The sequence below is a fragment of the Nocardia sp. CA-129566 genome (assembly GCF_050956075.1).
In the GTDB taxonomy this organism is placed as follows: domain Bacteria; phylum Actinomycetota; class Actinomycetes; order Mycobacteriales; family Mycobacteriaceae; genus Nocardia.
On the sequence record NZ_CP192085.1, the window covers coordinates 2504245 to 2529460 of the forward strand.

Consider the following 25216-nt stretch of genomic DNA (forward strand, 5'->3'; position numbering starts at 1 on the left):
ATAGCCGTTACCCAAGGTTCATGGGGGTGCGGCCACATGATCGCGCAAAGCGGTGCAAGATATGCGCCATGCGCATCGGAGTCTTGACCGGAGGCGGCGACTGTCCAGGACTGAACGCGGTCATCCGTGCCGTCGTTCGCACCGCGAATGGACGCTACGGCGACGCGATCGTCGGCTTCCAGGACGGCTGGCGCGGCCTATTGGAAGACCGAAAGATCACCATCCAGAACGACGATCGCACCGACCGCCTGCTCACCAAGGGCGGCACCATGCTCGGCACCGCCCGCACCAATCCCGATAAGCTGCGCGCCGGATTGGACCAGATCAAGCGCACCCTCGACGACAACGGCATCGAGGCGCTGATTCCCATCGGCGGCGAGGGCACGCTCACCGCCGCCAGTTGGCTGTCCGACGAAGGCGTCCCGGTGGTCGGCGTCCCGAAGACCATCGATAACGACATCGACTGCACCGACGTCACTTTCGGCCACGACACCGCGCTGTCCATCGCCTCCGAGGCGATCGACCGGCTGCACACCACCGCGGAATCGCATCAGCGCGTCATGCTGGTCGAGGTGATGGGTCGGCACGCGGGCTGGATCGCGATCAACTCGGGTATGGCGGCGGGCGCACACCTCACGCTGGTCCCCGAGGTGCCTTTCGATGTGGACTATGTGTGCTCGATGATCAAGCGACGATTCCAGCGCGGCGACAAGCACTTCATCTGTGTGGTCGCCGAGGGCGCGCATCCCGCCGCCGATTCCGGATTCGCGCTGCGCGAAGGGGGTATCGACGAATTCGGCCACGAGCGGTTCACCGGTGTGGCCCAGCAACTCGGCGCCGAGATCGAACGCCGCATCGGCAAGGAGGTCCGCACGACGGTGCTCGGCCACGTCCAGCGCGGCGGCAGCCCGACCCCGTACGACCGGGTGCTGGCCACCCGCTTCGGACTGCATGCGGCCGAGGCCGTGCATGCCGGGCATTTCGGTCAAATGGTCGCGCTGCACGGCACTTCCATCGATTTGGTGCCGTTGTCCGAGGCCACCAAGCAGCTCAAGCGGGTACCCGAGGATCGATATCGCGAAGCCGAAGCATTTTTCGGCTAGTTGTTGCACAATCGAGACCTGTCGAATCGGTTGTGGCACAGCTACTCTGGTCACCGTGGCTCAACTCCGGGTATCCGATCTGCCCACCGATGCTGTCGCGGTGTTCCGCCGCCGCGCCCGTGCCGCGGGTATAGCGGTCGAGGATGTCGTTCGTCAGGAACTGATCGCGATGGCGCGCAGGCGAACTTCGGTGGACACGATCGTGGAATTCCTGGAGTCCCAGGGCCGTGATCTGACCCCGGCATTCGACTCCGCCGCGCTGACACTCATCCAGGTCTACGACCTGCCCGCCGACGTGCTCGGCATGTTCGGCCGCCGGGCTCGGGCCGCCGAATTGCCGCTCGGTGCCTTCGTGCGCCGGGAACTGCTGGCGGTCGCGCGGCGCGGCGGGGTATCGGAGGCGATCCTGGAATTCCAGGACGCGCAGGAGGACGACCCCACGCTGGAACTCGATACGGAAGCGATCGCCACGGCGGTTCGATACGCGCGCGGGGCGTGAGGATCGCCTGCTGTCGGCACTGTGTTTTCGCCGGAACCGGTCGCCGGGGTCGGTAGGGTTGCTGCATGCGCAGTGGGCGATGGTTCGTCTCGGTTGTGTTCCTGATCGTCACCGTGGTGGCGGGGTGCTCGTCATCGGATAAGGGTGCGCCGCGCTCGCTCACCGGCGACTGGCACGGCGCCATCGAGGTGCCCGGCGCGCCGCTGTCGGTCGGGGTGAGCTTCGCCGATAACGGCAGCGCCACCATCGACATTCCGCTGCAGGGCGTGCACGACGCGGAGTTGAAAGATGTTTCCACGCAACCGGATCGGGTGGCATTCGCGATTCCGAACCTGCCGGGCGACCCCGTGTTCAATGGCAAATTCGACAAGGGTTCCGACCGTATCGTCGGTGAGTTCCGGCAAGCGGGCCAGAGCCTGCCGCTGACGCTGCAACCGGGCAAGGTCGAGCAGCCCGCGCACCCACAGGAGCCGAAACCGCCGTATCCGTATCGGTCCGAGGATGTCACCTACCGCGATGGTGATATCACCATCGCGGGCACATTGACCGAGCCCGAGGGCAACGGACCGTTTCCGGCGATCCTGCTGATCTCCGGCAGTGGCGCACAGGACCGCAACGAAGAACTCATGGGCCACAAGCCTTTTCTGCTGTTGGCCGATACGTTCACCCGCGCGGGCTATGCCGTGCTGCGCACCGATGACCGAGGCGTCGGCGGTACCAGCGGAAAGCTCGACGACGCCAACTACAACGACCTCGCCGATGACGCGGCAGCCGGTGTGCGCTTCCTGCGCGCCCGTCCGGATATCGACCCGGCCCACGTCGGCCTGTTCGGCCACAGCGAGGGCGGCTATCTCGCACCGCTGGTGGCCGCGCGCCCGGACAGCGGCATCGCCTTCGCGATCCTGATGGCCGGTCCGTCGGTACCGGGCTGGGAGGTGCTGATCGAACAGAACCGCGCACTGCTCACCGCGGCCGGCGCACCGCAGTCACGCGTCGATGAGCAGGTCGCCTACATCACTGAATGGACCAGCCTGATCCGTTCCGGCGATCTGGCCGCCGCCAAGGATCTGAGCCAACGGCACAACGCGTCCCTCCCGCCGGAGCAGCGCGCGTCGGCCGACGTGCTCAACGCCTACAACACGCCCTATATGGCGGCCTTCATCCGTTACGATCCGGCACCCGCACTCTCGGCCCTGCGCATCCCGGTCCTCGCCTTCTTCGGCACCAAGGACATGCAGGTGCTCGCCACCCAGAACGAACAGCCGATGCGTGATCGCCTCGCCGCCGATCCCGACGCCACCGTGCACGTCTTCGCCGACCTCAACCACCTCATGCAACCCGCGAACTCCGGCCTGCCCGGCGAGTACACCACCATCCAAACCACCATCTCGCCCGAGGTCCTCGGCTACGTCACCGCATGGCTGGCTCAGCACGCCCCGACCCGCTGACCAACCGCGTGGCGGGGGCGGTGAGCGGGTCAATAGACTGATCGCTATGAGCGAGCGCAGCGAGCGAACAGTCGACACAGCCGCCATGAGTGCACCCACCGTCGACCTGATGGACTATGCCGATGTCATCGACCGGTTCGAGCCGGTGCTCGGCATGGAGGTTCACGTCGAGCTGAACACCGCGACCAAGATGTTCTGCGGTTGCCCGACCGAGTTCGGCGCGGCTCCCAACACTCAGGTATGCCCGGTATGCCTCGGTCTACCGGGCTCGCTGCCGGTGGTGAACCAGCAGGCCGTGGAGTCGGCGATCCGGATCGGGCTGGCGCTGAATTGCTCGATCACCCCGTGGGGCCGCTTCGCGCGCAAGAACTACTTCTACCCGGATCAGCCGAAGAACTATCAGATCAGCCAGTACGACGAGCCGATCGCCACCAACGGACACCTCGACGTGGTGCTCGACGACGGCAGCACCTTCCGCGTCGAGATCGAGCGTGCGCATATGGAGGAGGACACCGGCAAGTCCACCCATATCGGTGGCGCGACCGGCCGCATCCACGGCGCGAGCCATTCGCTGCTGGACTACAACCGGGCCGGAGTGCCGCTCATCGAGATCGTCACCAAGCCGATCACCGGCGCGGGGGAGCGGGCGCCGGAGGTGGCGCGCGCGTACGTGACCGCACTGCGTGAAGTTCTGAAGTCGCTGCAGGTATCCGACGTCAAGATGGAGCAGGGCTCGCTGCGCTGCGATGCCAATGTCTCGCTGATGCCCATCGGCGCAACGGAATTCGGCACCCGCACCGAGACCAAGAACGTCAACTCGCTCAAGAGCGTCGAGGTCGCGGTCCGCTTCGAAATGCGCCGCCAGGCCGCCATTCTCGCCGACGGCGGCTCGATCCTGCAGGAGACCAGGCACTTCCACGAGGCCGACGGCACCACCTCGCCCGGCCGGGTGAAGGAAACCTCGGAGGACTACCGCTACTTCCCCGAGCCGGACCTGGAACCCGTTGCGCCCGCCGAGGATTGGGTGGAGCAGCTGCGCGGCACCATTCCGGAGCACCCGTGGCTGCGCCGCGCGCGCATCCAGTCCGATTGGGAGCTGTCCGATGAGGTCATGCGCGACCTGGTGAACGCGGGCGCGCTGGATCTCATCATCGCCACCGTCGACGCGGGCGCCCCGGTCAACGACGCCAGGTCGTGGTGGGTCGCCTACCTCACCGAAAAGGCCAAGGAGCGTGAGGTTTCGCTGGAGGATCTGCCGATCACGCCGGCCCAGGTGGCCGAGGTGATCAAGCTCGTCGAATCGAAGACGGTGAACAACAAGGTCGCCAAGCAGGTCGTCGACTTCGTGCTGGCGGGCGAGGGCGATCCGGCGAAGATCGTCGAGGCCAAGGGCCTCGGCATGGTCAGCGACGAGACCGCGCTGCAGGCCGAGGTGCTCAAGGCACTGGAGGCCAATCCGGATATCGCCGAGAAGATCCGCTCGGGCAAGGTGCAGGCCGCCGGCAAGATCGTCGGTGATGTCATGAAGGCCACCCGCGGCCAGGCGGACGCGGCGCGAGTACGCGAACTCGTACTCGCGGCGTGCGCCTGAGTTCCGACTGCCACCAACGCGGCTGGACCGGTCCCTCGGGGCCGGTCCAGCCGCATATGTGCTCGTTAGTCCGGGCCGGTGCTCGACGACGGCGGCGGGATCTTGATCACGCGATCGTCGAAGGGGCCGTGATTGTCGTCATTGTTGACCGTGGTCGCCCAGACGGTGCCGTCACCGCCGGCCGCCGCCCCGCCGAGCCTGCCGTATTTGTCCTGCACGATAAAGGTGGGCGCGGCCGTCACCGCGTGGGTGTTCGCATCCGGATTGGCGATGGCCAGCGCCTTCGCCCCCGACATCGCGATCGCCACCACGTCCGGACCTGCCGCACAGCCGGCGACACCGGGACGATCCGGCCAGGTCCAGGCGGTGGTGACGGTTCCGTCCTTGGCCAGACGCTGCAGCCGGTCCTCGGTCGCGGTGCGGTCGGTGATCCAGACACTGTCCTTGCCGTCATCGCAGAGATCGCCCGCGATGCCGAGACCGGAGACCACGACCTCGGCATTGGCCCCGGGTGACGGCGAGTTGATCCGCAGCACCTTGCCGGCCAGCGACGACGGCGCGCTGGCCAGACCGGGATTGCCCGCATTGCCGGTCAGTACCAGCAGTTCGGTCGGCGAGACGAATTCCAGCGCGCCGTGATTGCCGACGGACCCCTTCGGAATTCCGGTCAGGATGTCCTTCGGTGGGCCGTTCTCGGCGATGCGCACCACCCGGTTATCGGACGCGGTGGTGATGTAGGCGTAGATGAGTCCGTCCTCGCGGTAGGTCGGCGAGAGCGCGATATCGGTGATGCCGCCATCACCGGAGCCGTCCACGTCGACCTGGTTGACCAAGACCGGAGGCGACTGCGGATCGCTCGGATCCACCGGGACGGTCTTGTAGATGCGACCGGTGCGCCGCTCGGCAACCATCGCATCATCGCCGAACGCGATGATCCCGCCGGTGGAGTCCAGGCAGGTGGTGATCACATTCGGGTCCGGGTCGATGCACGGACCGGTCGGGCGAGCACGCTGCGAGGGGTTCTGCTGTGGCGATTTGGGTTCGGCGGGGTTGAAGGTCGGTTCGGGTGTGAAGGGGCTGGAGGCGGAATCGTCGAACCGAGCGCAGCCGACCAGCAGTACGGAGCCGAGCGCCAAGCTCAGGGCGATACGCCCCGCGACAACCAAACTCATGGTTCAGACGTTACGGAAACCGCGGCCGATGTGCTGCTCCGGGTCGGGAAACGGACACGCCGTCGCGTGCACACCGCACACCGGCGCGCGCGGCGGCATAGGGTATCGACCGTGACCGAGAAGCCGAAAGACACATCCGCACCCGGCATCGAGGGCGCGCTGATGGATGAGCAGTCGGCGGTGTCATCCACCGGTCGTGGCGTGACCAGCCCCTACGATTCACCCACCGGCGTGATGCCCAGACTGAACCTGCCCTCCGATACCCCGCCGAGCGGCCGAGGTCCCGATCTGACCAAAGATGTGCCGCGCACAGAAGAGGAACTCGGCCTCGATCCCGAGCTCCCCTCGGTGGGCGAACAAACCAGGGCGAATGACACCGCGAACGCCGCCTACGCCTACGCCAGCATCCCACCCGCGTCGAACGGCCCCGGCGAGCCGAGCCGCCCGCTGCGCCGCCGCAATGGCGATGTCCGCCGCGGCACGCTCGATCTCGGCCTGTTCGTGCTGCGGCTGGTGGTCGGTGGCACCTTCATCTACCACGGCCTGCAGAAGCTCACCGGCTGGTTCAACGGACCCGGCCTGGACGGCACTCGCGACATGATGGGCGGTGGCGGTTGGGACCACGCGACGCTGTCCACCATCCTGGTCATCGCCGGTGAACTCGGCGGTGGTGCACTGCTCGTACTCGGCCTGGCCAGCCCATTGGCCGCCGGTGCGGTACTGGCGGTGATCATCGACGCGTGGCTGTGGAAGCAGGGCATGGTCCCGGGCTTCCAGTACAAGTCCTCGGTCAAGAGCGGCGTCGAACTGGAGTCCATTCTCGCGGGCACCGCCGTCGTCCTGCTGCTGACCGGCCCGGGCCGCCTATCCTTCGACCGCAACCGCGGCTGGGCCACCCGCCCCGCCTTCGGTTCCTTCGCCGTCCTGATCCTCGCGATCGCCGCTGCCATCGGCACCTGGTACTGGCTGCACGGCGGCAACCCACTGACCGGCATCGGGCCGTTCTGATCCGCCTCCCCGAATATTCAGGCCGTACCAGTTGGGTGCCCACGCGGCCCGCGTTCAGGTCCTGCGTTGGGTGCCCCGCTGGGTTTCGGGGGTACCCGACGAGTTACCCAGGTCCTGACGAAATCAGTTGTCACTGAAAGACGAACGGCGTTCCTCGGATGCACACGAGGAACGCCGTTCGTATTCGATCGCGCGGCGCGGGTTTACGGCACCTGGCGAACCGCGCCCTTGTCGGCCGAGGTGGCCAGGGCGGCGTAGGCGCGAAGGGCGGTGGTGACCGGGCGGATACGGTCGACCGGCTGCCAAGGGCGTTCGGAGGCATCCATTTTCGCGCGCCGCTCGGCCAGGGTCGCCTCGTCCACCAGCACCTCGAGAGTTCGGGTCTGGACGTCGATGCGGATCTGATCGCCGTCCTCGATCAGGCCGACGGCGCCGCCCGCGGCGGCCTCGGGGGACATATGGCCGATCGACAGGCCGGAGGTGCCGCCGGAGAACCGGCCGTCGGTGATCAGCGCGCACTCCTTGCCGAGACCCGCGCCCTTCAGGAATGCGGTGGGGTGCAACATTTCCTGCATACCGGGCCCACCCTTGGGGCCCTCGTAGCGGACCACGATCACATCGCCCGGCTTGATCTTCTTACCGAGGATCGCCGAGACCGCGGACTCCTGGGATTCGACCACGACGGCCGGGCCCTGGAAGGAGAACAGCTCCTCATCGATGCCCGCGGTCTTGAGGATCGCGCCATCGGGAGCGATATTGCCGCGCAATACGACCAGACCACCCTCGACGGTATAGGCGTGCGCCTTATCGCGGATGCAGCCGCCCTCGGCGTCGGTGTCCAGCGACGACCAGCGGTTGGTCGTGGAGAACGGCTCGGTGGTGCGCACGCCGCCCGGCGCGGCGTGGAACAGCTCGATGGCTTCCTCGGATGCCTTGCCGGAGCGAATATCCCAGGTGTCGAGCCATTCGTCGAAGCTGGCGGTGTGCACCGTGGTCACGTCGGTCTCCAGCAGACCGGCGCGGCGCAGCTCGCCGAGGATGGCCGGAATGCCACCGGCGCGGTGCACATCCTCCATGTGGTAGTCGGAATTGGGCGACACCTTGGACAGGCACGGCACCCGGCGGCTGATCTCGTCGATGGTCTGCAGATCGAAGTCGATCTCACCTTCCTGCGCGGCGGCCAGGGTGTGCAGCACGGTATTGGTGGAGCCGCCCATCGCCACGTCCAGGGCCATCGCATTGCGGAAGGCCTTGGCATTGGCCACATTCCGTGGCAGCACCGATGCGTCGTCCGCGCGGTACCAGCGGTTGGCGATATCGACGATCACCGTGCCCGCCCGCTCGAACAGCGCGTGGCGGGCCGCATGCGTTGCCAGTGTCGACCCGTTGCCGGGCAGTGCGAGTCCGAGCGCCTCGGTGAGGCAGTTCATCGAATTGGCGGTGAACATGCCGGAGCAAGAACCACAGGTCGGACAGGCGCTGCGCTCGACCTCGGTGAGTCCGTCCTCGCTGACGTTCATATTGGCGCTGGCCGCGATCGCGGTGATCAGATCGGTCGGCGCCTGCGCGACACCACCGACGACCACGGCCTTACCGGCCTCCATCGGCCCACCGGAAACGAATACGGCCGGAATGTTCAGGCGCATAGCGGCATTGAGCATGCCCGGCGTGATCTTGTCGCAGTTGGAGATGCACACCAGCGCGTCGGCGGTGTGCGCATTGGCCATGTATTCGACCGAATCGGCGATGATCTCGCGCGAGGGCAGCGAGTAGAGCATGCCGCCGTGACCCATCGCGATGCCGTCGTCGACCGCGATGGTGTGGAACTCCCGTGGCACACCGCCCGCGGCGCGCACCGCGTCGGCGACGATCTCACCGACATTCTTCAAATGCACGTGGCCCGGCACGAACTGGGTGTAGGAGTTCGCGATGGCGACGATCGGCTTGCCGAAGTCGGTGTCGGTCATACCGGTGGCGCGCCAGAGTGCGCGCGCGCCCGCGGCATTGCGGCCGATGGTGGTTGTGCGTGAACGAAGCGGTGGCATGTATAGATCCTCGGGGTCGCGGGGGCTGATGTGCGACTGCGCGGAGTTCGCTCTGCTGAGCAAATTCAACGACCGTCCACGTTACTCCCGCGCGTGGGCGGGCTTTTCGTGGCGGTCGGCGGCGCTGATCGCCATCGGTCTGTGGGTCGGGATGGTGTCGCCGCGAGGTGGTCGTCGGCGCGGACGGTGTCATCGGCCGTGTCCGTTCCGGCACCGTCGGTATCCACCGGTCCGGTGCGTGCGGGCGGGGATCGTCCGTCCGACGCGGTCACCGGATCGCGCATCCGTCAGCGAGCCTACCGGCGGCGGTCGCTGTTCTCGCCGTCGGTGAACCGCTACGAGTCGGAGTCGCGCGCCTCGGTCTCCGCGGTAGGTGCCTTGGTGTCGGCGGATGGTGCTTCGGTCTCGGCGGCAGCCGCCTCGGCCGTCTTCGCCTCGGCCTCGCGCTCGGCCTCCCGCGCCGCGGCCTCGGCCGCGAACAGATCCGGAATCCGGCCGTTCGACGCCCGGATCAGATCGCGCAGCCGGTCATAGCTGACCGCGGGGAGCTTCACATCCGTGTCGTCGGTGAGATGGGCACGCACGAACCCGCGCTTGGGGATGCTGACGCCCGCGACCTGTGCCCAGTCGAGATGTCGCGAACCGAAAACCGTGCGCAGATCCAACCCGTCTTCCGACACCGTGGTGCGCGTGCGCGCGATCCACACCGCCGCCACGACCGGCAGCAGCAGCAGCCACCACAGCCCGATCGGCCAGCCGACGAAGGCGAAGAATACGCAGAACAGCAAGACGACCACACCGAGGTAGGCCATCTGCGTAACGCGGATGACCTGCATCGTCTGCTTCGGCTCGGTCGGTTCCGGCGAGCTACCCGTCTCCGATCCCGCCGCGGGCGTATGGGACGATTTAGCCGGTGGCACGGACTGATGCGGTGATGACACACCACCATCCTCGCATCATGGTGAACGGACTCGAGCACCCGCTCGGTCTCACATAATGAGACCTGTTTGACTGATCGACTCGCGCACACATACCGTCATGCGCGTGAATCGAAACGAGTTGCTCGTAATCGGCCGGCGCGTCCAGCGTTGAGCCTGACTACCTGAGTCGAATACGTCAGCTCGCGTTGCGACGCGCCACCCTCGAACAGCCCTGCGCTGTCGGGGGCTTTTTTGTGTTCGGGACAAGAGTCCTGGCACGTGGCCGCTTCGCAAGGCACCACGTGCAAGCACAGTTGTCCGGGGTCTAGTACGAACAGTGAGGAACGAAGACGGTGAGTGCACCAACCGCACGGCCCGGGCCCTCGGCCCGCAGGCCAGCGCCTTCGGCGAATCAGCCGGCCGCGGCCGCCGGTAGTCCGACGACCGCGGCGAACCGCCGCCAGGTCCCGCCCGAGCGGGTCACCGGCGCGCAGTCCGTCGTCCGCTCCCTGGAGGAGCTCGGCGTCGACACGGTATTCGGCATTCCCGGCGGCGCGATTCTCCCGGTCTACGACCCGCTCTTCGATTCCACCAAGGTCCGCCACGTCCTCGTCCGGCACGAACAGGGCGCGGGTCACGCGGCGACCGGTTATGCGCAGGCCACCGGCAAGGTCGGTGTCTGCATGGCCACCTCGGGTCCGGGCGCGACGAACCTGGTCACCCCGATCGCGGACGCGCAGATGGACTCGGTCCCGATCGTCGCCATCACCGGCCAGGTCGGACGCGGGCTGATCGGCACCGACGCGTTCCAGGAAGCCGACATCTCCGGCATCACCATGCCGATCACCAAGCACAACTTCCTCATCACCGAGGGCATCGATATCCCGCGCATCATCGCGGAGGCCTTCTACCTGGCCGCCTCCGGTCGCCCGGGTGCGGTGCTCGTCGATATCCCCAAGGACGTGCTGCAGGCGCAGACCACCTTCAGCTGGCCGCCGGAGATGCGGCTACCCGGCTACCGTCCGGTGACCAAGCCGCACGGCAAGCAGGTGCGCGAGGCCGCCCGGATGATCTTGGAGGCCAAGCAGCCGGTGCTCTATGTCGGTGGCGGCGTGATCAAGGCCGACGCCTCACCGCAGCTGCTGGAACTGGCCGAGCTGACCGGTATCCCGGTGGTCACCACCCTGATGGCGCGCGGTGCGTTCCCGGACAGCCATCAGCTGAACATGGGCATGCCCGGTATGCACGGCACCGTCGGCGCGGTCGCCGCGCTGCAGAAGTCCGATCTGCTGATCACCCTCGGCGCGCGCTTCGACGACCGCGTCACCGGTCAGCTGGATTCCTTCGCGCCCGACGCCAAGGTGATCCACGCCGATATCGACCCGGCCGAGATCGGCAAGAACCGGCATGCGGATGTCCCGATCGTCGGCGACTGCCGAGAGGTGATCGTCGAACTGATCGAGACGCTCAAAGCCGACCCCTCCGGCGCGCCGAAGCTGGACCTCACCGACTGGTGGCAATACCTCGACGGCATCCGCAAGGGCTACCCGCTCGGCTGGACGACGCCCAGCGACGGATCGCTATCGCCCGAGTTCGTCATCGAGGCGCTGGGCCGCCTGGCCGGACCCGATGCCATCTACTGTGCCGGTGTCGGCCAGCACCAGATGTGGGCCGCGCAGTTCATCAAGTACGAAAAGCCGCGCACCTGGCTCAATTCCGGTGGTCTCGGCACCATGGGCTACGCCGTTCCGGCGGCCATGGGCGCCAAGATGGGCGCACCCGATACAGAGGTGTGGGCGGTCGACGGTGACGGCTGCTTCCAGATGACCAACCAGGAGTTGGCCACCTGTGCCGTCGAGGGCGTGCCGATCAAGGTCGCGCTGATCAACAATGGCAACCTGGGCATGGTCCGCCAGTGGCAGACCCTGTTCTACGAGGAGCGCTACTCCAACACCGATCTCGGCACGCATACCCTGCGCATCCCCGATTTCGTCAAACTCGCCGAAGCGCTCGGCTGCCACGGCATCCGGGTCGAGCGTGAGGAAGACGTCGAGGCCGCCATCCGCGAGGCGCAGTCCATCAACGACCGTCCCGTGGTGATCGACTTCATCGTCGGCAAGGACGCCCAGGTGTGGCCGATGGTCGCCGCGGGCACCAGCAATGACGAGATCATGGCCGCGCGCGGCATTCGCCCGCTCTTCGACGAGGACGAGCAGGCCGCCGAGCCCGCCGTTATCCACGAGGCGATGTCGCACGATAAGAACAAGGGGACCGATCAGTGAGTACCACTCACACCCTGAGCGTCCTGGTCGAGGACAAGCCGGGCGTGCTGGCCCGAGTCGCGGCGCTGTTCTCCCGCCGTGGCTTCAATATCGAATCGCTGGCGGTCGGTGGCACCGAGATCCCGGAGATCTCGCGCATGACCATCGTCGTCACCGTCGAGGACCTGCCGCTCGAGCAGGTCACCAAGCAGCTCAACAAGCTGGTCAATGTGATCAAGATCGTGGAGCAGGACGCCGACACCTCGGTCGCCCGCGAACTGATCCTGGTGAAGGTGCGTGCGGACGCCAGCGTGCGGACCCAGGTCATCGAGGCGGTTACGCTCTTCCGGGCGAAGGTGATCGACGTCTCGCCGGACGCGCTGACTGTCGAGGCGACCGGAACCCGATCCAAGCTCGACGCGCTGCTGCGGATGCTCGAGCCGTACGGCATCCGGGAGATCGTGCAGTCCGGTGTGGTGGCTGTGGGTCGTGGTCCGAAATCCATCACCGCGACTCGCTGACGCTCGCCGCAGTGGTTTTGGTTGGACCAGCCCAAAAACGGGCTGGTCGGCTAGTGCCTGATCGGTCGATCGTGACGACGAGCTAGTCTTGCTGCGATCGACGGTCGGCGTGCCGCGCTCCCCGCGCACGCGGGGGGACCCGATTTGATCCGAATTTTGCAAACTCATCACCTGTGCCGAACAGGTGTGCCCCGCCAAGGCGGGGATGATCCGAAGGGAACCTACAGTGGCAGTCGAGATGTTCTACGACGACGACGCCGACCTGTCGATCATCCAGGGCCGCAAGGTCGCTGTCATCGGCTACGGCAGCCAGGGGCACGCGCATTCGCTGAGCCTGCGCGACTCCGGCGTCGAGGTCCGCGTCGGCCTCGCTGAGGGTTCGAAGTCGCGGCCGAAGGCCGAAGAGGCCGGTCTGACCGTCGGCACCCCGGCCGAGGTCGCCGCGTGGGCCGACGTGATCATGGTGCTGGCCCCCGACACCGCCCAGGCGTCGATCTTCACCAACGACATCGAGCCCAACCTGAAGGACGGCGACGCGCTGTTCTTCGGCCACGGCCTCAACATCCACTTCGGCCTGATCAAGCCCCCGGCCAATGTGACCATCGGCATGGTCGCGCCGAAGGGCCCCGGCCACTTGGTGCGTCGCCAGTTCGTCGACGGCAAGGGCGTTCCGGCCCTGATCGCCGTCGACCAGGACCCGAAGGGTGAGGGCCAGGCGCTGGCGCTGTCCTACGCCAAGGGCATCGGCGGCACCCGCGCCGGTGTCATCAAGACCACCTTCAAGGAAGAGACCGAGACCGACCTGTTCGGTGAGCAGGCGGTGCTCTGCGGTGGTACCGAAGAGCTGGTCAAGACCGGTTTCGAGGTCATGGTCGAGGCCGGCTACGCGCCGGAGATGGCCTACTTCGAGGTGCTGCACGAGCTCAAGCTCATCGTCGACCTGATGTACGAGGGCGGCATCGCCCGGATGAACTACTCGGTCTCCGACACCGCCGAATTCGGTGGCTACCTGTCGGGCCCGCGGGTCATCGACGCCGACACCAAGAAGCGCATGCAGGACATCCTGCGCGACATCCAGGACGGCAGCTTCGTCAAGCGGCTCGTCGCGAATGTCGAGGGCGGCAACAAGGAGCTCGAGGCGCTGCGCAAGGCCAATGCCGAGCACCCGATCGAGGTCACCGGCGCCAAGCTGCGCGGCCTGATGAGCTGGGTCGACCGGCCGATCACCGAAACCGCGTAATACCCGCGAACACCACAGTGGCCCATCCCGATTCGTCGGGGTGGGCCACTGTTGTTTCGGCGGTCGGCTATGCCGCGGCCGCAATTGCCGCTACGCACATCAGCAATATCGGCCTCGCCCGAAGCTCGTAATCGAGGAGTCTCACGCGAATTGGACCCCGGTGTTCGCGGGGTTCGAGGCCGTCACGGATCGGCGATTCTCGTCGGGATTCACGGAAAACCGATACTGCTGGAGATACCCTCTCTATCCGATTCTAGATGCCATGGGTACCTCCCAAATTCGCAGGAAGGATCCGAAATCGTGCGCAGCCGGATATTTGGATTGACCGCAGCCTTGACGGGAACCCTCATTGTGATCGGCGGCTGGACTATCGCCGCACCCCATACGTTGGCACAACCGGCCGGGGAGCAACCGGTCGCCGAGGCCGGTGATTTCTACCTTCCACCGCCAGCGCTCCCGGACGGGCGGGGCACGATCGTTCGCGCCGAACCGGCGGCGGTGGCATTGTCGGCGCCCGGGCAGCCGGGCGTGTTCCCCGCGGCGGCGACGCGCATCATGTACGTCAGCAGCGATACCCACGATGCGCCGACGGCAGTGGTGGGCACGTATTTACAGCCGAGCGTGCCGTGGACCGGTCCGGGCGAGCGGCCGCTGATCGCATACGCGGGCGGTACCAAGGGACAGGGCGATCAATGCGCGCCCTCGAAGTTGATGGCGCAGATCGTCGATTTCCAGCCTCCGTTGGACATCATCTTCGAATACGACCTGGTGGCAATCCGTTCGCTGCTCAACCGCGGTGTGGCGGTAGTGGTGACCGACTATCACGGCCTCGGCACGCCCGACGTGCACGACTATCTCAACCGGAAGTCGCAAGCCTATGCGGTACTGGACTCCGCGCGCGCTGCCCTGCAGTTGCCCGGCACCGGTCTCAACCCCGGCACTCCGGTCATCCTCTACGGGTATTCGCAGGGCGGTATGGCCTCCGCCGGTGCGGCCGAACTGCAATCGAGCTATGCCCCCGATCTGAATGTGCGCGGCGCCTACGTCGGTGGACCGGTGGTGGACGACGAGTACTTCATCGGATTCAACGATGGCCGCGCCGATTTCGCACCGTCATTCGCCTGGATACTCAATGGCATTGCCGCCGACTACCCGGAAACCCGCCCGGTGCTCGACGCCGAACTCAACGACCTCGGCAAGGCGATCCTGCAGGAATCCCTGGGCAAATGTTCGGTCCCGGCCGGACTTGCCCAGGAGCATGGACGCACGTCCGAGTGGACCACCAGCGGAGAACCGCTCACCGCCGTTATCGATCGGTCCCCGGTGTTGCAGGCGGTATTCGCCGAGCAGCGTATCGGTTTCCGCGCCCCGTCCGTTCCGGTACTTACCGCGTCGGCCATGAACGACCAGGGAGCGCCATTCGTGCCGGTGCGCGAAGTGGCCGCCGGTTGGTGTGGTAGCGGAGTGCCCGTTCAGTTGGAAGCGAACGCCGAAATTCCCCCCGCATCCGGCCTCGTGGGCACCCACGTGATCGCCTTCTTCCCGGCAATGGTGGCCTCGCAGCAGTGGTTGACCGATCGGCTCGCGGGTATGCCCGCTCCGTCCAACTGCGCGGCGCTGCCGTAGCGCTGTGATTTTCGCTGCGTAATGCCCGGTGGCGGGCCGAAACCCGCCGCCGGGCACGCTGATCGAGTACCGGATTCGATTTCCGGGCCGCAGCACTGCCGGGCGCGGCGAGATTCACCCCTCGGCTGAGGAAAGCCGCCAGGTCAGAATGTGGATTTCGGAAGATCGCTGGCGGGCGGCGCAGACACAGCTATTCTGGAGCGACAGTTTCACCGCAACGGATTTCGGCGACCACACTCTCTGTCGGTGTTGTTCTGTTGGATGCCCGAGGCGCCTATGTCGATCTTCGAGAATACGGAAAGACGCGACCCCAAGCGGTATCTGTGGATACTGGGGTTGATCGCTCCGAGTTGTTCGGTACTTCCCTCACAACTGGTGGCCCGTACGGGCCTGGAAATGTTCTGGTGGATCGGTCCGATCATTGTGCTCGTAGTGATCCCGCTGTTGGACTGGGCTATTGGTAATGACGGGAGCAATCCGCGCGACGAGGACTACGAGGCCTTGTCCAACGATCGCTACTACCGCTGGTGCACTTACCTTTTCCTGCCGCTGCAGTTCATCGGCCTGCTCATCGCGGGATTTCTCTGGTCCAGAGACGCACTGAGCATATCGGACAAGCTCGGTTTGGCCGTGACGCTCGGAGTCGTGTCGGGCATCGGAATCAACGCCGCTCACGAACTCGGCCATAGAGTCGAACGCCTCGAACGCTGGCTGGCGAAAATCGCACTGGCGCAGTCGGGGTACGGGCACTTCTTCGTCGAGCACAACCGCGGCCATCACGTGCGCGTCGCGACGCCGGAAGATCCGGCCAGTGCCCGATTCGGTGAATCACTGTGGGAGTTCCTGCCGCGCACTGTGCTCGGCGGCTTCCGCTCGGCGCTCGCCTTGGAGCGTGAGCGCCTGTCCCGCAAGGGAAAGCGCTGGTTCTGCCTGGATAACAATCTGTTGCAGGCCTGGTCGATGAGCGTCGCGCTGTTCGGCACGCTGATCGTCGCCTTCGGGCCAATGGTGATCCCGTTCGTGCTATTGCAGGCGCTGATCGGCGCGATGCTGCTCGAGACGGTGAACTACGTCGAGCACTATGGGCTGCTTCGCCAGCGCGGTCGCAATGGCAACTATGTGCGCTGCTCTCCGCGTGACAGCTGGAACAGTGACCGTCTGGTCACGAACGTATTCCTGTTCCATCTACAGCGCCACAGTGACCACCACGCGAATCCCGGCCGCCGCTACCAGACCCTGCGCAGCTCCGAGCAGGCGCCGCAGCTACCCGCTGGCTACGCCAGCATGATCCTGCTGGCGATCATTCCGGCGATCTGGCGCGCGGTCATGGACCATCGTGTCCTGGCCCACTACGGCGGCGATATCAACCTCGTCAACACCAAATCTCGAACCAAACGTCGCAACGAATCCCCTCGCTCCGCCAGATACGTCCACTGACTTCGGATCGGCGGGGCTGGCTACTCGCCCGTAGCGGCGCGGTTGCCTATCGTCTTCGGGGACAACGGAGTCGGAACCATTGTCCGCCGAACAGATCGCGAGTCGTGAGCACCTCATCCACCACATTTGTCCCCGCTTCCGTACCGAGCCCGGCAGCTGCCGGGCGACGTGCCGAGGCCATCCACCGCTTTCTCGTCAAACCGGCCGATGCGGGCATCGCGGGCTCGGTCGACGGCGGAAAGCTACTCGAATGGATCGACAAGGTCGCCTATGCGGCGGCGGCCCAGTGGAGTGGTTGTTACTGCGTCACCGCCTATGTCGGAAACATTCATCTCGACCGGCCGATCGCGGTCGGTGAGTTGGTCGAATTGCATGCGAATCTCGTGCATACGGGACGCACCAGCATGCATATCCTCGTCAGCGTCTATTCGACCGATCCCACGCGCCGCAAGCCGGTGCAGACGGCGCAATGTCTGACGATTTTCGTCGCGATCGACGACACTCGGCGGACCGTGGAAGTGCCGCAGTGGAATCCGACCACGATTCTCGAGTTGCAGCGGCATCGGCAGGCGCGAGCGCGGATTTCGGTGCGCAAGCGGATCGAAGAGGCGATGGCCGCCCAGCAGTACACGTCGGCGGGCACCGCGCCCACCGGCACGCTGCGATTTCTGGCGGCGCCATCGGATATCAACTGGGGCGGGAAGGTACACGGCGGCCGCACCATGCAGTGGATCGATGAGGCGGCCTATATCTGCGGCGCCGATTGGGTTGGACAGCATGTCATTACGTCCTACTTCGGCGGGATCCGGTTCTACCGACCAATTGTCATCGGCCATATCGTCGAGGTCAGCGCTCGGCTGATCTATACCGGTCCGCGCAGTATGCACGTCAGCGTGCACGTGACCGCCACGGATGCCCACTCCGACGAACCGGTCCTCGCGGCGCACGGGCTCGCCGTCGTCGTCGCGGTCGACGGCAGTGGAAAGGCGCTGCCCGTCCGGCAGTGGGTTCCGGAGTCCGAGGAGGACCGCGCGCTGGCGGCGCATGCTCGACACCTCATCGAGTTGCGGGCCGAGGTGGAGCCGTTCACCGTGGCCAGCGCCGTGCCCGCCGACGCCGAACCCAGTCACTTCCGCGCGCCCATGCCGTGAATCGCGGCGAGAATCCGGGCCCGCTCCGGTTCGAGGCGGGTCACCGGCGTTCTCGGGTCGTGGTCAGTGCTCGGGGTGGGGCAGATTATTGGGGTTGTGCGGGCTGTTCGGGTTGGCGGGGTTCGACGGGTTGAGCGGGCTCATGGGGTTGGCGGGATTGCTCAGGCTGTGCTCCCACTGATATTGCGGGTTGGCCGGGTTATTGGGGTTGAGCGGGCTCATGGGGTTGGCCGGATTGTTCAGGCTGTGCGCCCAGTCATCGTTCTCGCGATTGCGTCGCGCCTGCTCGTCCCGCCATGCCCGTTCGCACGCGTCTCGATTTTCGGAATTCTCGCAGGCCGGGCCGGATCCGGCGGAGCCCGTCGCTGGCGCTGCCGAGGCCGGAATCGCCGAGGCGGTCAAGGGAACTGCGGCGATGGTGGCGGCCACGGCCACCTGGGCCAGTATCCGACGAGGCGTCATTGTCATGTCCCCACTTTGGCGTGTTGTCGCCGAAAAATCTCCTGCCGCAGGCGGATTCAGGGTTATTTCAGTCGGAAGTATGAGACCGGATACGACTGGGGTGGGGTGTTCCCGGAAGCATCAACCCGGAGTCGGTTGGCGACAAGAGTTCTCAGTGTGGGGTCGGCTACTTCGGCACAGCGCCCGGGGCCGAACGCAGAACGGCCCGGCACCTGTTCGGTACCGGGCCGCTATTGCTCGCGATCAGCTGCTGCCGAACGCGCCGCGCGGGAAGAGGTGGCGGGGGAATCGCCAGGGATCGTTCCAGCGACCGGGGAAGTCGCAATCATCCCATCGGCCGGGGTGGTGGTCCCAGTCGTCGAAGGAGCCGGGGCGGTCGCAATCCCAATCGTTGTGCGGGTGCCGCACCTCGGTCACGCCGGGTTCGGCGGCGGTCGGATCCGCCGAGGCGGGAATCGCCAGGGCGGTCAACGGAACTGCGGCGAGTGCACCGGCGATGGCCACTCTGGCCACCACGGCCCGGCCTGGAACGGACGTCGTTCTGGAAAACACCGTGAATCCTTTCTATCTGCGGCGAACGGTGCGTTCGCCATCCCCCGCCGAGGGTCTGCTCGCATGTGCGCATCGACCGCACGTCCACCCTGTGCCGCTTTTGTCCGAAAGGCCAGAGGTGGACTGGGATTCGAGGGGAGAATCAGCCTTTGGTATGACGATTCCCCTAGCCGGCGATCATTTGGGCTCAGGGTCTGTCCAGCCCCACTGACGCCGCCGCCCCCCGACCGGTCGATCGCGCTCGCACGCCGTAGACTAGTTACTGATGAGTAAGTTCTTTGGCTCGGTCGACGAGGTGACGCGGCGGCTCACCGACGCCGGATATCTACCCTCCACCGACATCGCCACCGCGGTGTTCCTCGCCGGTCACCTGGGCAAGCCTGTGCTGATCGAGGGCCCGGCGGGGGTCGGCAAAACCGAGCTGGCCAAGGCGATCGCCACCGCAACCAGCTCCGACCTGGTGCGCCTGCAGTGCTACGAGGGCATCGATGAGGCCCGCGCGCTCTACGAGTGGAATCACGCCAAGCAACTGCTGCGCATCACCGCCACCGCTAACGAAGGCTGGGACAGCACCCGCGACCACGTCTTCACCGAAGAATTCCTGCTGCAACGCCCGTTGCTGGCCGCGATTCGAAACCCGCATCCGACCGTGCTGCTCATCGACGAACTCGACAAGGCCGATATCGAACTCGAAGGACTGCTCCTGGAGGTGCTCGGCGACTATCAGGTCAGCATCCCCGAACTCGGTACCGTCACCGCTGTCCGCAGGCCGTTCGTCATCGTCACCTCCAATGCCAACCGCGATCTGTCCGAGGCGCTCAAACGTCGCTGCCTCTACCTGCACATCGACTACCCGACAGCCGAATTGGAACGTGCCATCCTTCGCCTGAAGGTGCCCGAGCTGGACGATGCGCTGGGGGAGCCGGTGGTCAGAACCGTCGGCGCCCTGCGCGAACTGTCGCTGCGCAAGCCGCCGTCGATCGCCGAAACCGTGGATTGGGCGCGAACTCTGGTCGCTCTCGGTACCCGCAACCTCACCGGCAATGTCGTGCGCTCCACCCTCGGCGTACTGCTGAAATACCGAGCCGACCACCGCATCGCCATAGATCGCCTGGAATTGCCCGCTGTCGAGCCGCGCGAACGCAGGTCATCGTGACCGCACCCATCGATACGATGACCGATCGCCTCGTCGAATTCGTCGGACTGTTGCGTGACCACGGAATTTCCGCGGGTCCGAGCGAAACCATCGACGCCGCAGAGGCCATGCTCGCGCTCGGTCTATCCGACCGCAATCGCCTGCGTTCCGGCATGGCCGCCTGTCTGCTGCGCCGCAACGGTCAGCGCGCCGTTTTCGACCAGCTCTTCGATCTCTACTTCCTGACCGCCGAGCAGCCGCGGTCGGCAACCCCGTCGACGTCGGCGTCCATCGACACACTGCGCGAGCGTTTGGCGGATGCCCTCGCCCGAGATGACCGCGATGCCGTAACCGAACTCGCTCGGCAGGCGCTCACCGAGTTGGGCGGCTATGGCGGCGTCGGCAGCGGCGTGACCTCGAGCCCGGTCACCACCGCATCGGGTGCGGGCTGGTCCTCCTATCTGACCATGAAATCCCTACGGCCAGAAGAACTCATCGAACGCATCGTCGCGGGCATGGGCGATAACCTCGACATCACCGTGCGCACCATCGAAGCCGACCGCCGCCTGCGCGAATTCCGCACTGCCGTCCAAACCGAGGCTCGCCTGCGCTCCGCGCAACTGCGCGGCACCGAATACATAGCCCGCCGCGGCGTCGAATCCAGCACCGATCGGGTCGACTTCCTCGGCGCCCGCGAACAGGACCTCGCCGAAATGCGCCGGCTGGTCAACCCGTTGGCCCGCAAACTCGCCACCCGCCTAGCCGCCCGTCGCCGCAAGGCGGTTCGCGGCCAGATCGATATGCGTCGGACCCTGCGTCGCTCCATGGCGACCGGGGGAGTGCCGATCGACCCGGTGCTGCGCGCCCGCAAACGCGGCCGTCCCGATCTGGTCGTGCTGGCCGACTTATCCGGCTCCGTAACGGGTTTCGCGGAATTCACCCTACAACTCGTGCAAGCACTGCAGGATCAATTCAGCAGGGTCCGCAGCTTCGGCTTCATCGACACCTGCGACGAGATCACGGGCTTCTTCACCCCGGGCGAGCCACCCGCTCCGGGTGCCGCCGCCCGAATCGTGCGCGATTCCAAGGTCGCCCGCTTCGGCAGCAGCAACTACGGCGAGGCCCTGCAAGGCTTCGTCGACAACTACCTCGACGCCCTCGGCCCCCGCACCTCCCTGCTCATACTCGGCGATGCTCGCACCAACCGTACCGATCCGAACCTCGCTGCCCTGCAAACAATGTCGGACCGCGCCGAACACGCCTACTGGCTCAACCCCGAACCCGCCCGCTCCTGGTCCACCGGTGATTCGGCTGCACAGGTGTATGCCGAGCGCATCACGATGCACGAATGCCGCAATGTGAAACAGCTCGCCGAGGTCATCGGTCGGCTGTTGCCTGCTTGACGAGTAGACCCCCGGTGTCCGTCAGCGGAAGACCGGCACGGTCGTGGCGACGACGGGTTCAGTTCGGGCGTCGCTGGCCGGGCGTATGCGGGCGCGACGGACAGGTCGACTTCCGCGAGTCGATTCACCGCTCGCAGGCACTCGGCCGGCTCAGCTGAGCATCGACATAACCGTGTCCACAATGGCTTCGGCTGTGGGTAATGCCGCGACCACATCGGGTGGGCTCAGGCGTCGTTGCAGCGCTCGTTGATGCGCCGCGCCGACCAGGAGCAGAGCGGCGGCTCGCAGATCGACCGAGGCGGGTACGCGGTGGTCGGCATGTGGCATCGACAGGTGCGCAACGACAGCGTCGACCGCGCGGTGCGGCCCGATATCCAACTCCCGACTGCGCTCGACATACTTCGCGCGCAACTCCGCGTCCGATTGCACCGCGGCCATCACCGGAATCGCATCCAGAAAGAACCCCTCCAACGCCTCGATGAGCGCGACCAGCCCCGCCCGCAGTCCGGGCCGTCCCTCGACTTCCCCGAGCACATCCTTCACCGGCCGCAGATGCCGCTGGATCACCGCCTGGAGTAAACCCATTCGATCCCCGAAGTGGTAGAAGATGCTCGACTCGGCCACCCCCGCCCGCTTCGCGACCTCCTTGGTGGTCAACCGGGCCACCCCCGCCTCCACCAGGATCTCCTGCGCTGCCACCACAACCGACTCCCGTACCCCCGTCGAGGGCCGTCCCCGCTGCGCACGAGTCGGCCGCGCGCCATCCGCGGACGCCGTCACCGCAACCTCCTCTCCACACCGAATCAACCCTTGCAGTATGCCCCACACAGTCGTATTTTCTGAGTATCAACTCAGTAATTAGCTGACCAGCGGAGGCATCATGCCAACCTCGACCAAAGCCCAGACCACCCAATCCCGCACCCAGCGCATCGGCGACACCATCGTCCGCGCCATCCTCCGATCCCGCCTGCACCCCCTACTGAGCAAGAAACTCCTCATCATCACCGTCTCCGGCCGCAAGACCGGCCGCGAATACGCCAACCCCGTCGGCTACGCCGAACACGACGGCCACCTCCTGATCGGTACCGCCGCCAGCTGGCGCCGCAACCTCATCCCAGGCACTCCGGTCCGAATCCGCCTCCGCGGCACCGACATCCAAGCAGACCACGAGGTCATCACCGACGAATCCCGCGCCGCCACGCTCTATCGCGAAATCCTCACCCAAAATCCAACCCACGGCCGCTTCGCCAAAATCCACCTCGACCCCGACGGCACGACCAACCTCCCCGCCCTGCGCACCGCCCTGTCCCACGGCATCGCGGTAGTCCGCCTCCGCCCCCGGTAGCCCGGCCATGATCTTCGCTGCCGCCCCACAACTGCTCGGCCAGCTGATCCGCCTCCATCGCCTCCGCGACGGCCGCGACGACCTTGCCGCTCAGGCGGTGGATCATCCCGGTGGCGCGTCATTGCCGAGATTCGAGGCTGTCGTGACCGAGTGCGGCACGAGCGGTGACGCAATCGGCCGGTGACGAGGGTCCGGATCAGTGCCGGACTTCGGAAACTGCGACGGTGCGGCCTTCTCGGCGGGAGAGTTCGCAGGCCTCGGCGATGTAGAACGCTTCCAACGCATCGGTGGGGGTGCAGGGGTTTTCGAGGTCGCCCTTGATCATGGATAAGAATGCGGCGAGTTCGTCGGTGTAGGCGCGGCGGAAGCGTTCCATGAAGCCGGGGTAGGCGGGGAGAGCGGAGGGGGTGTAATCGGGTTCGACGGAGGTCAAGGGGGCGCGGTCGTCGAGTCCGACGATGGCGTTGCCTCGGGAGCCGAGGGCCTCGAGGCGGACGTCGTAGCCTGCGCCGTTGTAGCGGCTGAGGGAGACGGTGGCGAGGGTCGCGTCGTCCAGACGCAGCAGGACCGCGGCGGTGTCTACGTCGCCTGCGTCGGCGAAGAAGGTTTCGCCCCGATTGGCGCCGGTGGCGTAGACCTCGACTACCTCGCGTCCGGTTACCCACCGGATGATGTCGAAATCGTGGACGCCGCAGTCGCGGAACAGACCGCCGGAGCGGGGGATGTATTCGGCGGGTGGGGGTGCGGGGTCGAGGGTGGTGGCGCGCAGGGTGTGCAGCCAGCCGAGTGAGCCGGAGGCGATGGCGGCCCGGGCGGCGCGGTAGCCCGCGTCGAAGCGGCGTTGGAAGCCGATTTGGACCGGGACGGTGGAGTTCTCGATGTGGGTGATGACGTCGAGGGTGCCCTGGATATCGGCGGCCACGGGCTTTTCGCAGAAGACGGGGATGCCCGCATCCACGGCTCTGGTGATGAGTTCGGGATGGGAGTCGGTGGCGGTCGCGATGACCAGGCCGTCCAGGGGCGAGGCGAGCAGGGCGTCGATATCGGCTACGACTTCGACGCCGAGCTTTCCGGCAGCGGCACGGGCGCGTTCTGCGTCGGCGTCGGCGACGACGACGGTGTCGACACCGGGCAGGTGTTTGAGCGTCTCGGCATGGGAGGTGCCGATTCTTCCGGTGCCTGCCAGGCCAACGGTGACGGTATGCGCGGATGTCATCGGCTCTCCTCCTGATGAAATACGAACTGGCGGTGGGGTGATACAGGGACGACAGTCGGACCCGGTTCAGTCGCGTGGAGCGGCAGTCGTCGCGCGGACGACCAGTGAAGGTTGCAAGCGGCGGCGCACCGGTTCGGCGCGGCCGTCGCGCAGGCGCTCGATGAGCGCCTCGATTGCCAAGCGGCCCATCTGGATTCGGGGCTGATCGATGGTGGTCAGGGAAACATGGCGCAGTGCGGCCAGTGACGTGTTGTCATAACCGACGATCGAAACATCGTGCGGTACCGAGAGTCCGGCCTCCTCCAGCGCCGACATCGCGCCGACGGCGTTGAAGTCATTGCCGCACACCAGCGCGGTGGGAAAATTGTCGCGAGAGAACAGATTCAGCAGTTTCTGGATCGCGGCGATACCCGCAGAATCGGTGTGCTCGCTCGCGATGATCATGGGCTCCAACCCGTTTCGCGCCATGGCGTCGCGGTAGCCGCGACGGCGGGCGGCCGAGGTGAAGGCACCGCCACCGTCGAGGTGCACGATCCGGCGGTGGCCGAGCGAGACCAGATGATCCACGGCCAGCGCGGCACCGGTCTCGCCGTCGTCATTGACGGTATCGACATCGGCGATGGCGGAACTGCGCGAGACGAGCACCACCGGGCACTTTTCGGCGGCTTCGCGGACGGCCGCGATGGGCAGTACGGGGGAGAGCAGGATGACGCCACCGGGCCGGAAGGACAGCAGGCTCTCCAGTGCGGTGCGCTCACGGGCCGCGCTGCGGCGCCCGGTATTGAGGATCAGTTCCAGGCCCGCATCCTGTGCGGCCGCGTCCATTCCCTCCACTACATCGGCGAAGAACGCATTGCGCAGGTCGGAGACCATGACGCCGACGATATTGGAGGTCCGGCTGGCCAGCGACCGCGCCATGATGTGCGGTTGGTAGCCCAGATCCTTCGCGGCCTCGAGTACCGCGCGACGGCGGTGTTCGCTGACCTTGGGCGAGTTGCGCATGACGAGGGACACCAGCGCACGGGATACACCGGCGCGGGCGGCGACGTCCTCCATGGTCGGTCGCGCCATTTCGCCTCCG

General features: G+C 66.2%; 22 protein-coding genes. 14 read left to right on the top strand and 8 right to left on the bottom strand.

The genetic code is table 11. From position 1 onward, the window contains the following. Positions 1–68 precede the first annotated feature (68 nt). The 4 genes from ACQP0C_RS11180 (at position 69) to gatB (ending at position 4641) form a co-directional block, all read left to right on the top strand. Entirely contained in the window at positions 69–1103 is a 1035-nt protein-coding gene (locus ACQP0C_RS11180; RefSeq protein WP_433732867.1) for an ATP-dependent 6-phosphofructokinase, read from the top strand. 55 nt (positions 1104–1158) lie between these two features. Further along, complete coding sequence (locus ACQP0C_RS11185) at positions 1159–1602, top strand: hypothetical protein (protein WP_433732868.1); 444 nt, start codon at positions 1159–1161, stop codon at positions 1600–1602. Positions 1603–1667: 65 nt separating this feature from the next. Further along, the gene (locus ACQP0C_RS11190) at positions 1668–3050 is read left to right on the top strand and encodes an alpha/beta hydrolase family protein (RefSeq protein ID WP_433732869.1); all 1383 of its coding nucleotides are present in this window, start codon (positions 1668–1670) and stop codon (positions 3048–3050) included. 85 nt (positions 3051–3135) lie between these two features. Continuing rightward, a complete protein-coding gene (gatB, locus tag ACQP0C_RS11195; protein ID WP_433734506.1) occupies positions 3136–4641 on the top strand; it encodes an Asp-tRNA(Asn)/Glu-tRNA(Gln) amidotransferase subunit GatB in 1506 nt (501 codons plus the stop codon). A gap of 65 nt (positions 4642–4706) precedes the next feature. Here the strand turns inward: gatB and ACQP0C_RS11200 are convergent, their stop codons facing one another. Continuing rightward, positions 4707–5813 (bottom strand): PQQ-dependent sugar dehydrogenase, encoded by a 1107-nt coding sequence (locus ACQP0C_RS11200; protein WP_433732870.1) that lies wholly within the window; start codon positions 5811–5813, stop codon positions 4707–4709. A 111-nt stretch (positions 5814–5924) separates the two neighbouring features. On the opposite strand from ACQP0C_RS11200, the gene ACQP0C_RS11205 reads away from it, so the two are divergent. Then, positions 5925–6821 (top strand): DoxX family protein, encoded by an 897-nt coding sequence (locus ACQP0C_RS11205; protein ID WP_433732871.1) that lies wholly within the window; start codon positions 5925–5927, stop codon positions 6819–6821. A gap of 203 nt (positions 6822–7024) precedes the next feature. Here ACQP0C_RS11205 and ilvD read toward each other — a convergent pair whose 3' ends face one another. Both ilvD and ACQP0C_RS11215 read right to left on the bottom strand, forming a co-directional pair. Next, entirely contained in the window at positions 7025–8866 is a 1842-nt protein-coding gene (gene ilvD, locus ACQP0C_RS11210) for a dihydroxy-acid dehydratase (protein ID WP_433732872.1), read from the bottom strand. A gap of 335 nt (positions 8867–9201) precedes the next feature. Then, positions 9202–9807 carry a PH domain-containing protein gene (locus ACQP0C_RS11215; protein WP_433732873.1) on the bottom strand — a complete coding sequence of 202 codons (606 nt, stop codon included), beginning with the start codon at positions 9805–9807 and terminating at the stop codon, positions 9202–9204. Positions 9808–10139: 332 nt separating this feature from the next. Here ACQP0C_RS11215 and ACQP0C_RS11220 point away from each other — a divergent pair, with 332 nt between their 5' ends. The 6 genes from ACQP0C_RS11220 to ACQP0C_RS11245 all read left to right on the top strand — a co-directional run bounded on the left by ACQP0C_RS11220 (position 10140) and on the right by ACQP0C_RS11245 (position 18022). Further along, entirely contained in the window at positions 10140–12068 is a 1929-nt protein-coding gene (locus tag ACQP0C_RS11220; RefSeq protein WP_433732874.1) for an acetolactate synthase large subunit, read from the top strand. Then, on the top strand, positions 12065–12568 hold the full coding sequence (gene ilvN / locus ACQP0C_RS11225) for an acetolactate synthase small subunit (RefSeq protein WP_040693551.1): 504 nt from the start codon (positions 12065–12067) through the stop codon (positions 12566–12568). Before ACQP0C_RS11220 ends, ilvN begins: the two co-directional genes overlap by 4 nt. Positions 12569–12806: 238 nt before the next feature. Then, entirely contained in the window at positions 12807–13808 is a 1002-nt protein-coding gene (gene ilvC / locus ACQP0C_RS11230; protein ID WP_433685605.1) for a ketol-acid reductoisomerase, read from the top strand. 321 nt (positions 13809–14129) lie between these two features. Further along, complete coding sequence (locus ACQP0C_RS11235; protein ID WP_433732875.1) at positions 14130–15434, top strand: lipase family protein; 1305 nt, start codon at positions 14130–14132, stop codon at positions 15432–15434. A gap of 276 nt (positions 15435–15710) precedes the next feature. Continuing rightward, positions 15711–16871 carry an alkane 1-monooxygenase gene (locus tag ACQP0C_RS11240; protein WP_433732876.1) on the top strand — a complete coding sequence of 387 codons (1161 nt, stop codon included), beginning with the start codon at positions 15711–15713 and terminating at the stop codon, positions 16869–16871. 104 nt (positions 16872–16975) lie between these two features. After that, positions 16976–18022, top strand: coding sequence for an acyl-CoA thioesterase (locus ACQP0C_RS11245; protein ID WP_433732877.1), 1047 nt, complete (start codon positions 16976–16978; stop codon positions 18020–18022). A gap of 63 nt (positions 18023–18085) precedes the next feature. Here ACQP0C_RS11245 and ACQP0C_RS11250 read toward each other — a convergent pair whose 3' ends face one another. Beyond that, positions 18086–18490 (bottom strand): hypothetical protein, encoded by a 405-nt coding sequence (locus tag ACQP0C_RS11250; RefSeq protein ID WP_433732878.1) that lies wholly within the window; start codon positions 18488–18490, stop codon positions 18086–18088. 237 nt (positions 18491–18727) lie between these two features. After that, positions 18728–19036, bottom strand: a complete 309-nt coding sequence (locus tag ACQP0C_RS11255; RefSeq protein WP_433732879.1) for a hypothetical protein — start codon at positions 19034–19036, stop codon at positions 18728–18730. Positions 19037–19301: 265 nt separating this feature from the next. Between ACQP0C_RS11255 and ACQP0C_RS11260 the strand changes: the two genes are divergently transcribed. Both ACQP0C_RS11260 and ACQP0C_RS11265 read left to right on the top strand, forming a co-directional pair. Further along, the gene (locus ACQP0C_RS11260) at positions 19302–20192 is read left to right on the top strand and encodes an AAA family ATPase (protein WP_433732880.1); all 891 of its coding nucleotides are present in this window, start codon (positions 19302–19304) and stop codon (positions 20190–20192) included. Beyond that, positions 20189–21574, top strand: a complete 1386-nt coding sequence (locus ACQP0C_RS11265; RefSeq protein WP_433732881.1) for a vWA domain-containing protein — start codon at positions 20189–20191, stop codon at positions 21572–21574. The genes ACQP0C_RS11260 and ACQP0C_RS11265 overlap by 4 nt, the downstream gene beginning before the upstream one ends. Positions 21575–21724: 150 nt before the next feature. Here the strand turns inward: ACQP0C_RS11265 and ACQP0C_RS11270 are convergent, their stop codons facing one another. Beyond that, complete coding sequence (locus ACQP0C_RS11270) at positions 21725–22354, bottom strand: TetR/AcrR family transcriptional regulator (protein ID WP_433732883.1); 630 nt, start codon at positions 22352–22354, stop codon at positions 21725–21727. A gap of 100 nt (positions 22355–22454) precedes the next feature. Here ACQP0C_RS11270 and ACQP0C_RS11275 point away from each other — a divergent pair, with 100 nt between their 5' ends. Then, complete coding sequence (locus tag ACQP0C_RS11275) at positions 22455–22919, top strand: nitroreductase/quinone reductase family protein (protein WP_433732884.1); 465 nt, start codon at positions 22455–22457, stop codon at positions 22917–22919. A gap of 196 nt (positions 22920–23115) precedes the next feature. Here the strand turns inward: ACQP0C_RS11275 and ACQP0C_RS11280 are convergent, their stop codons facing one another. Further along, positions 23116–24135, bottom strand: a complete 1020-nt coding sequence (locus ACQP0C_RS11280) for a Gfo/Idh/MocA family protein (protein WP_433732885.1) — start codon at positions 24133–24135, stop codon at positions 23116–23118. A 66-nt stretch (positions 24136–24201) separates the two neighbouring features. Continuing rightward, the gene (locus ACQP0C_RS11285) at positions 24202–25206 is read right to left on the bottom strand and encodes a LacI family DNA-binding transcriptional regulator (protein WP_433732886.1); all 1005 of its coding nucleotides are present in this window, start codon (positions 25204–25206) and stop codon (positions 24202–24204) included. Between the last annotated feature and the right edge of the window lie 10 nt (positions 25207–25216).

Coding starts and splice junctions, on each gene's coding strand:
- ACQP0C_RS11180 (WP_433732867.1), top strand. CDS start 69: ATGCGCATCGGAGTCTTGACCGGAGGCGGCGACTGTCCAGGACTGAAC.
- ACQP0C_RS11190 (WP_433732869.1), top strand. CDS start 1,668: ATGCGCAGTGGGCGATGGTTCGTCTCGGTTGTGTTCCTGATCGTCACC.
- gatB (WP_433734506.1), top strand. CDS start 3,136: ATGAGTGCACCCACCGTCGACCTGATGGACTATGCCGATGTCATCGAC.
- ACQP0C_RS11200 (WP_433732870.1), bottom strand. CDS start 5,813: ATGAGTTTGGTTGTCGCGGGGCGTATCGCCCTGAGCTTGGCGCTCGGC.
- ilvD (WP_433732872.1), bottom strand. CDS start 8,866: ATGCCACCGCTTCGTTCACGCACAACCACCATCGGCCGCAATGCCGCG.
- ilvC (WP_433685605.1), top strand. CDS start 12,807: ATGTTCTACGACGACGACGCCGACCTGTCGATCATCCAGGGCCGCAAG.
- ACQP0C_RS11240 (WP_433732876.1), top strand. CDS start 15,711: ATGTCGATCTTCGAGAATACGGAAAGACGCGACCCCAAGCGGTATCTG.
- ACQP0C_RS11250 (WP_433732878.1), bottom strand. CDS start 18,490: ATGACAATGACGCCTCGTCGGATACTGGCCCAGGTGGCCGTGGCCGCC.
- ACQP0C_RS11260 (WP_433732880.1), top strand. CDS start 19,302: ATGAGTAAGTTCTTTGGCTCGGTCGACGAGGTGACGCGGCGGCTCACC.
- ACQP0C_RS11275 (WP_433732884.1), top strand. CDS start 22,455: ATGCCAACCTCGACCAAAGCCCAGACCACCCAATCCCGCACCCAGCGC.
- ACQP0C_RS11280 (WP_433732885.1), bottom strand. CDS start 24,135: ATGACATCCGCGCATACCGTCACCGTTGGCCTGGCAGGCACCGGAAGA.
- ACQP0C_RS11285 (WP_433732886.1), bottom strand. CDS start 25,206: ATGGCGCGACCGACCATGGAGGACGTCGCCGCCCGCGCCGGTGTATCC.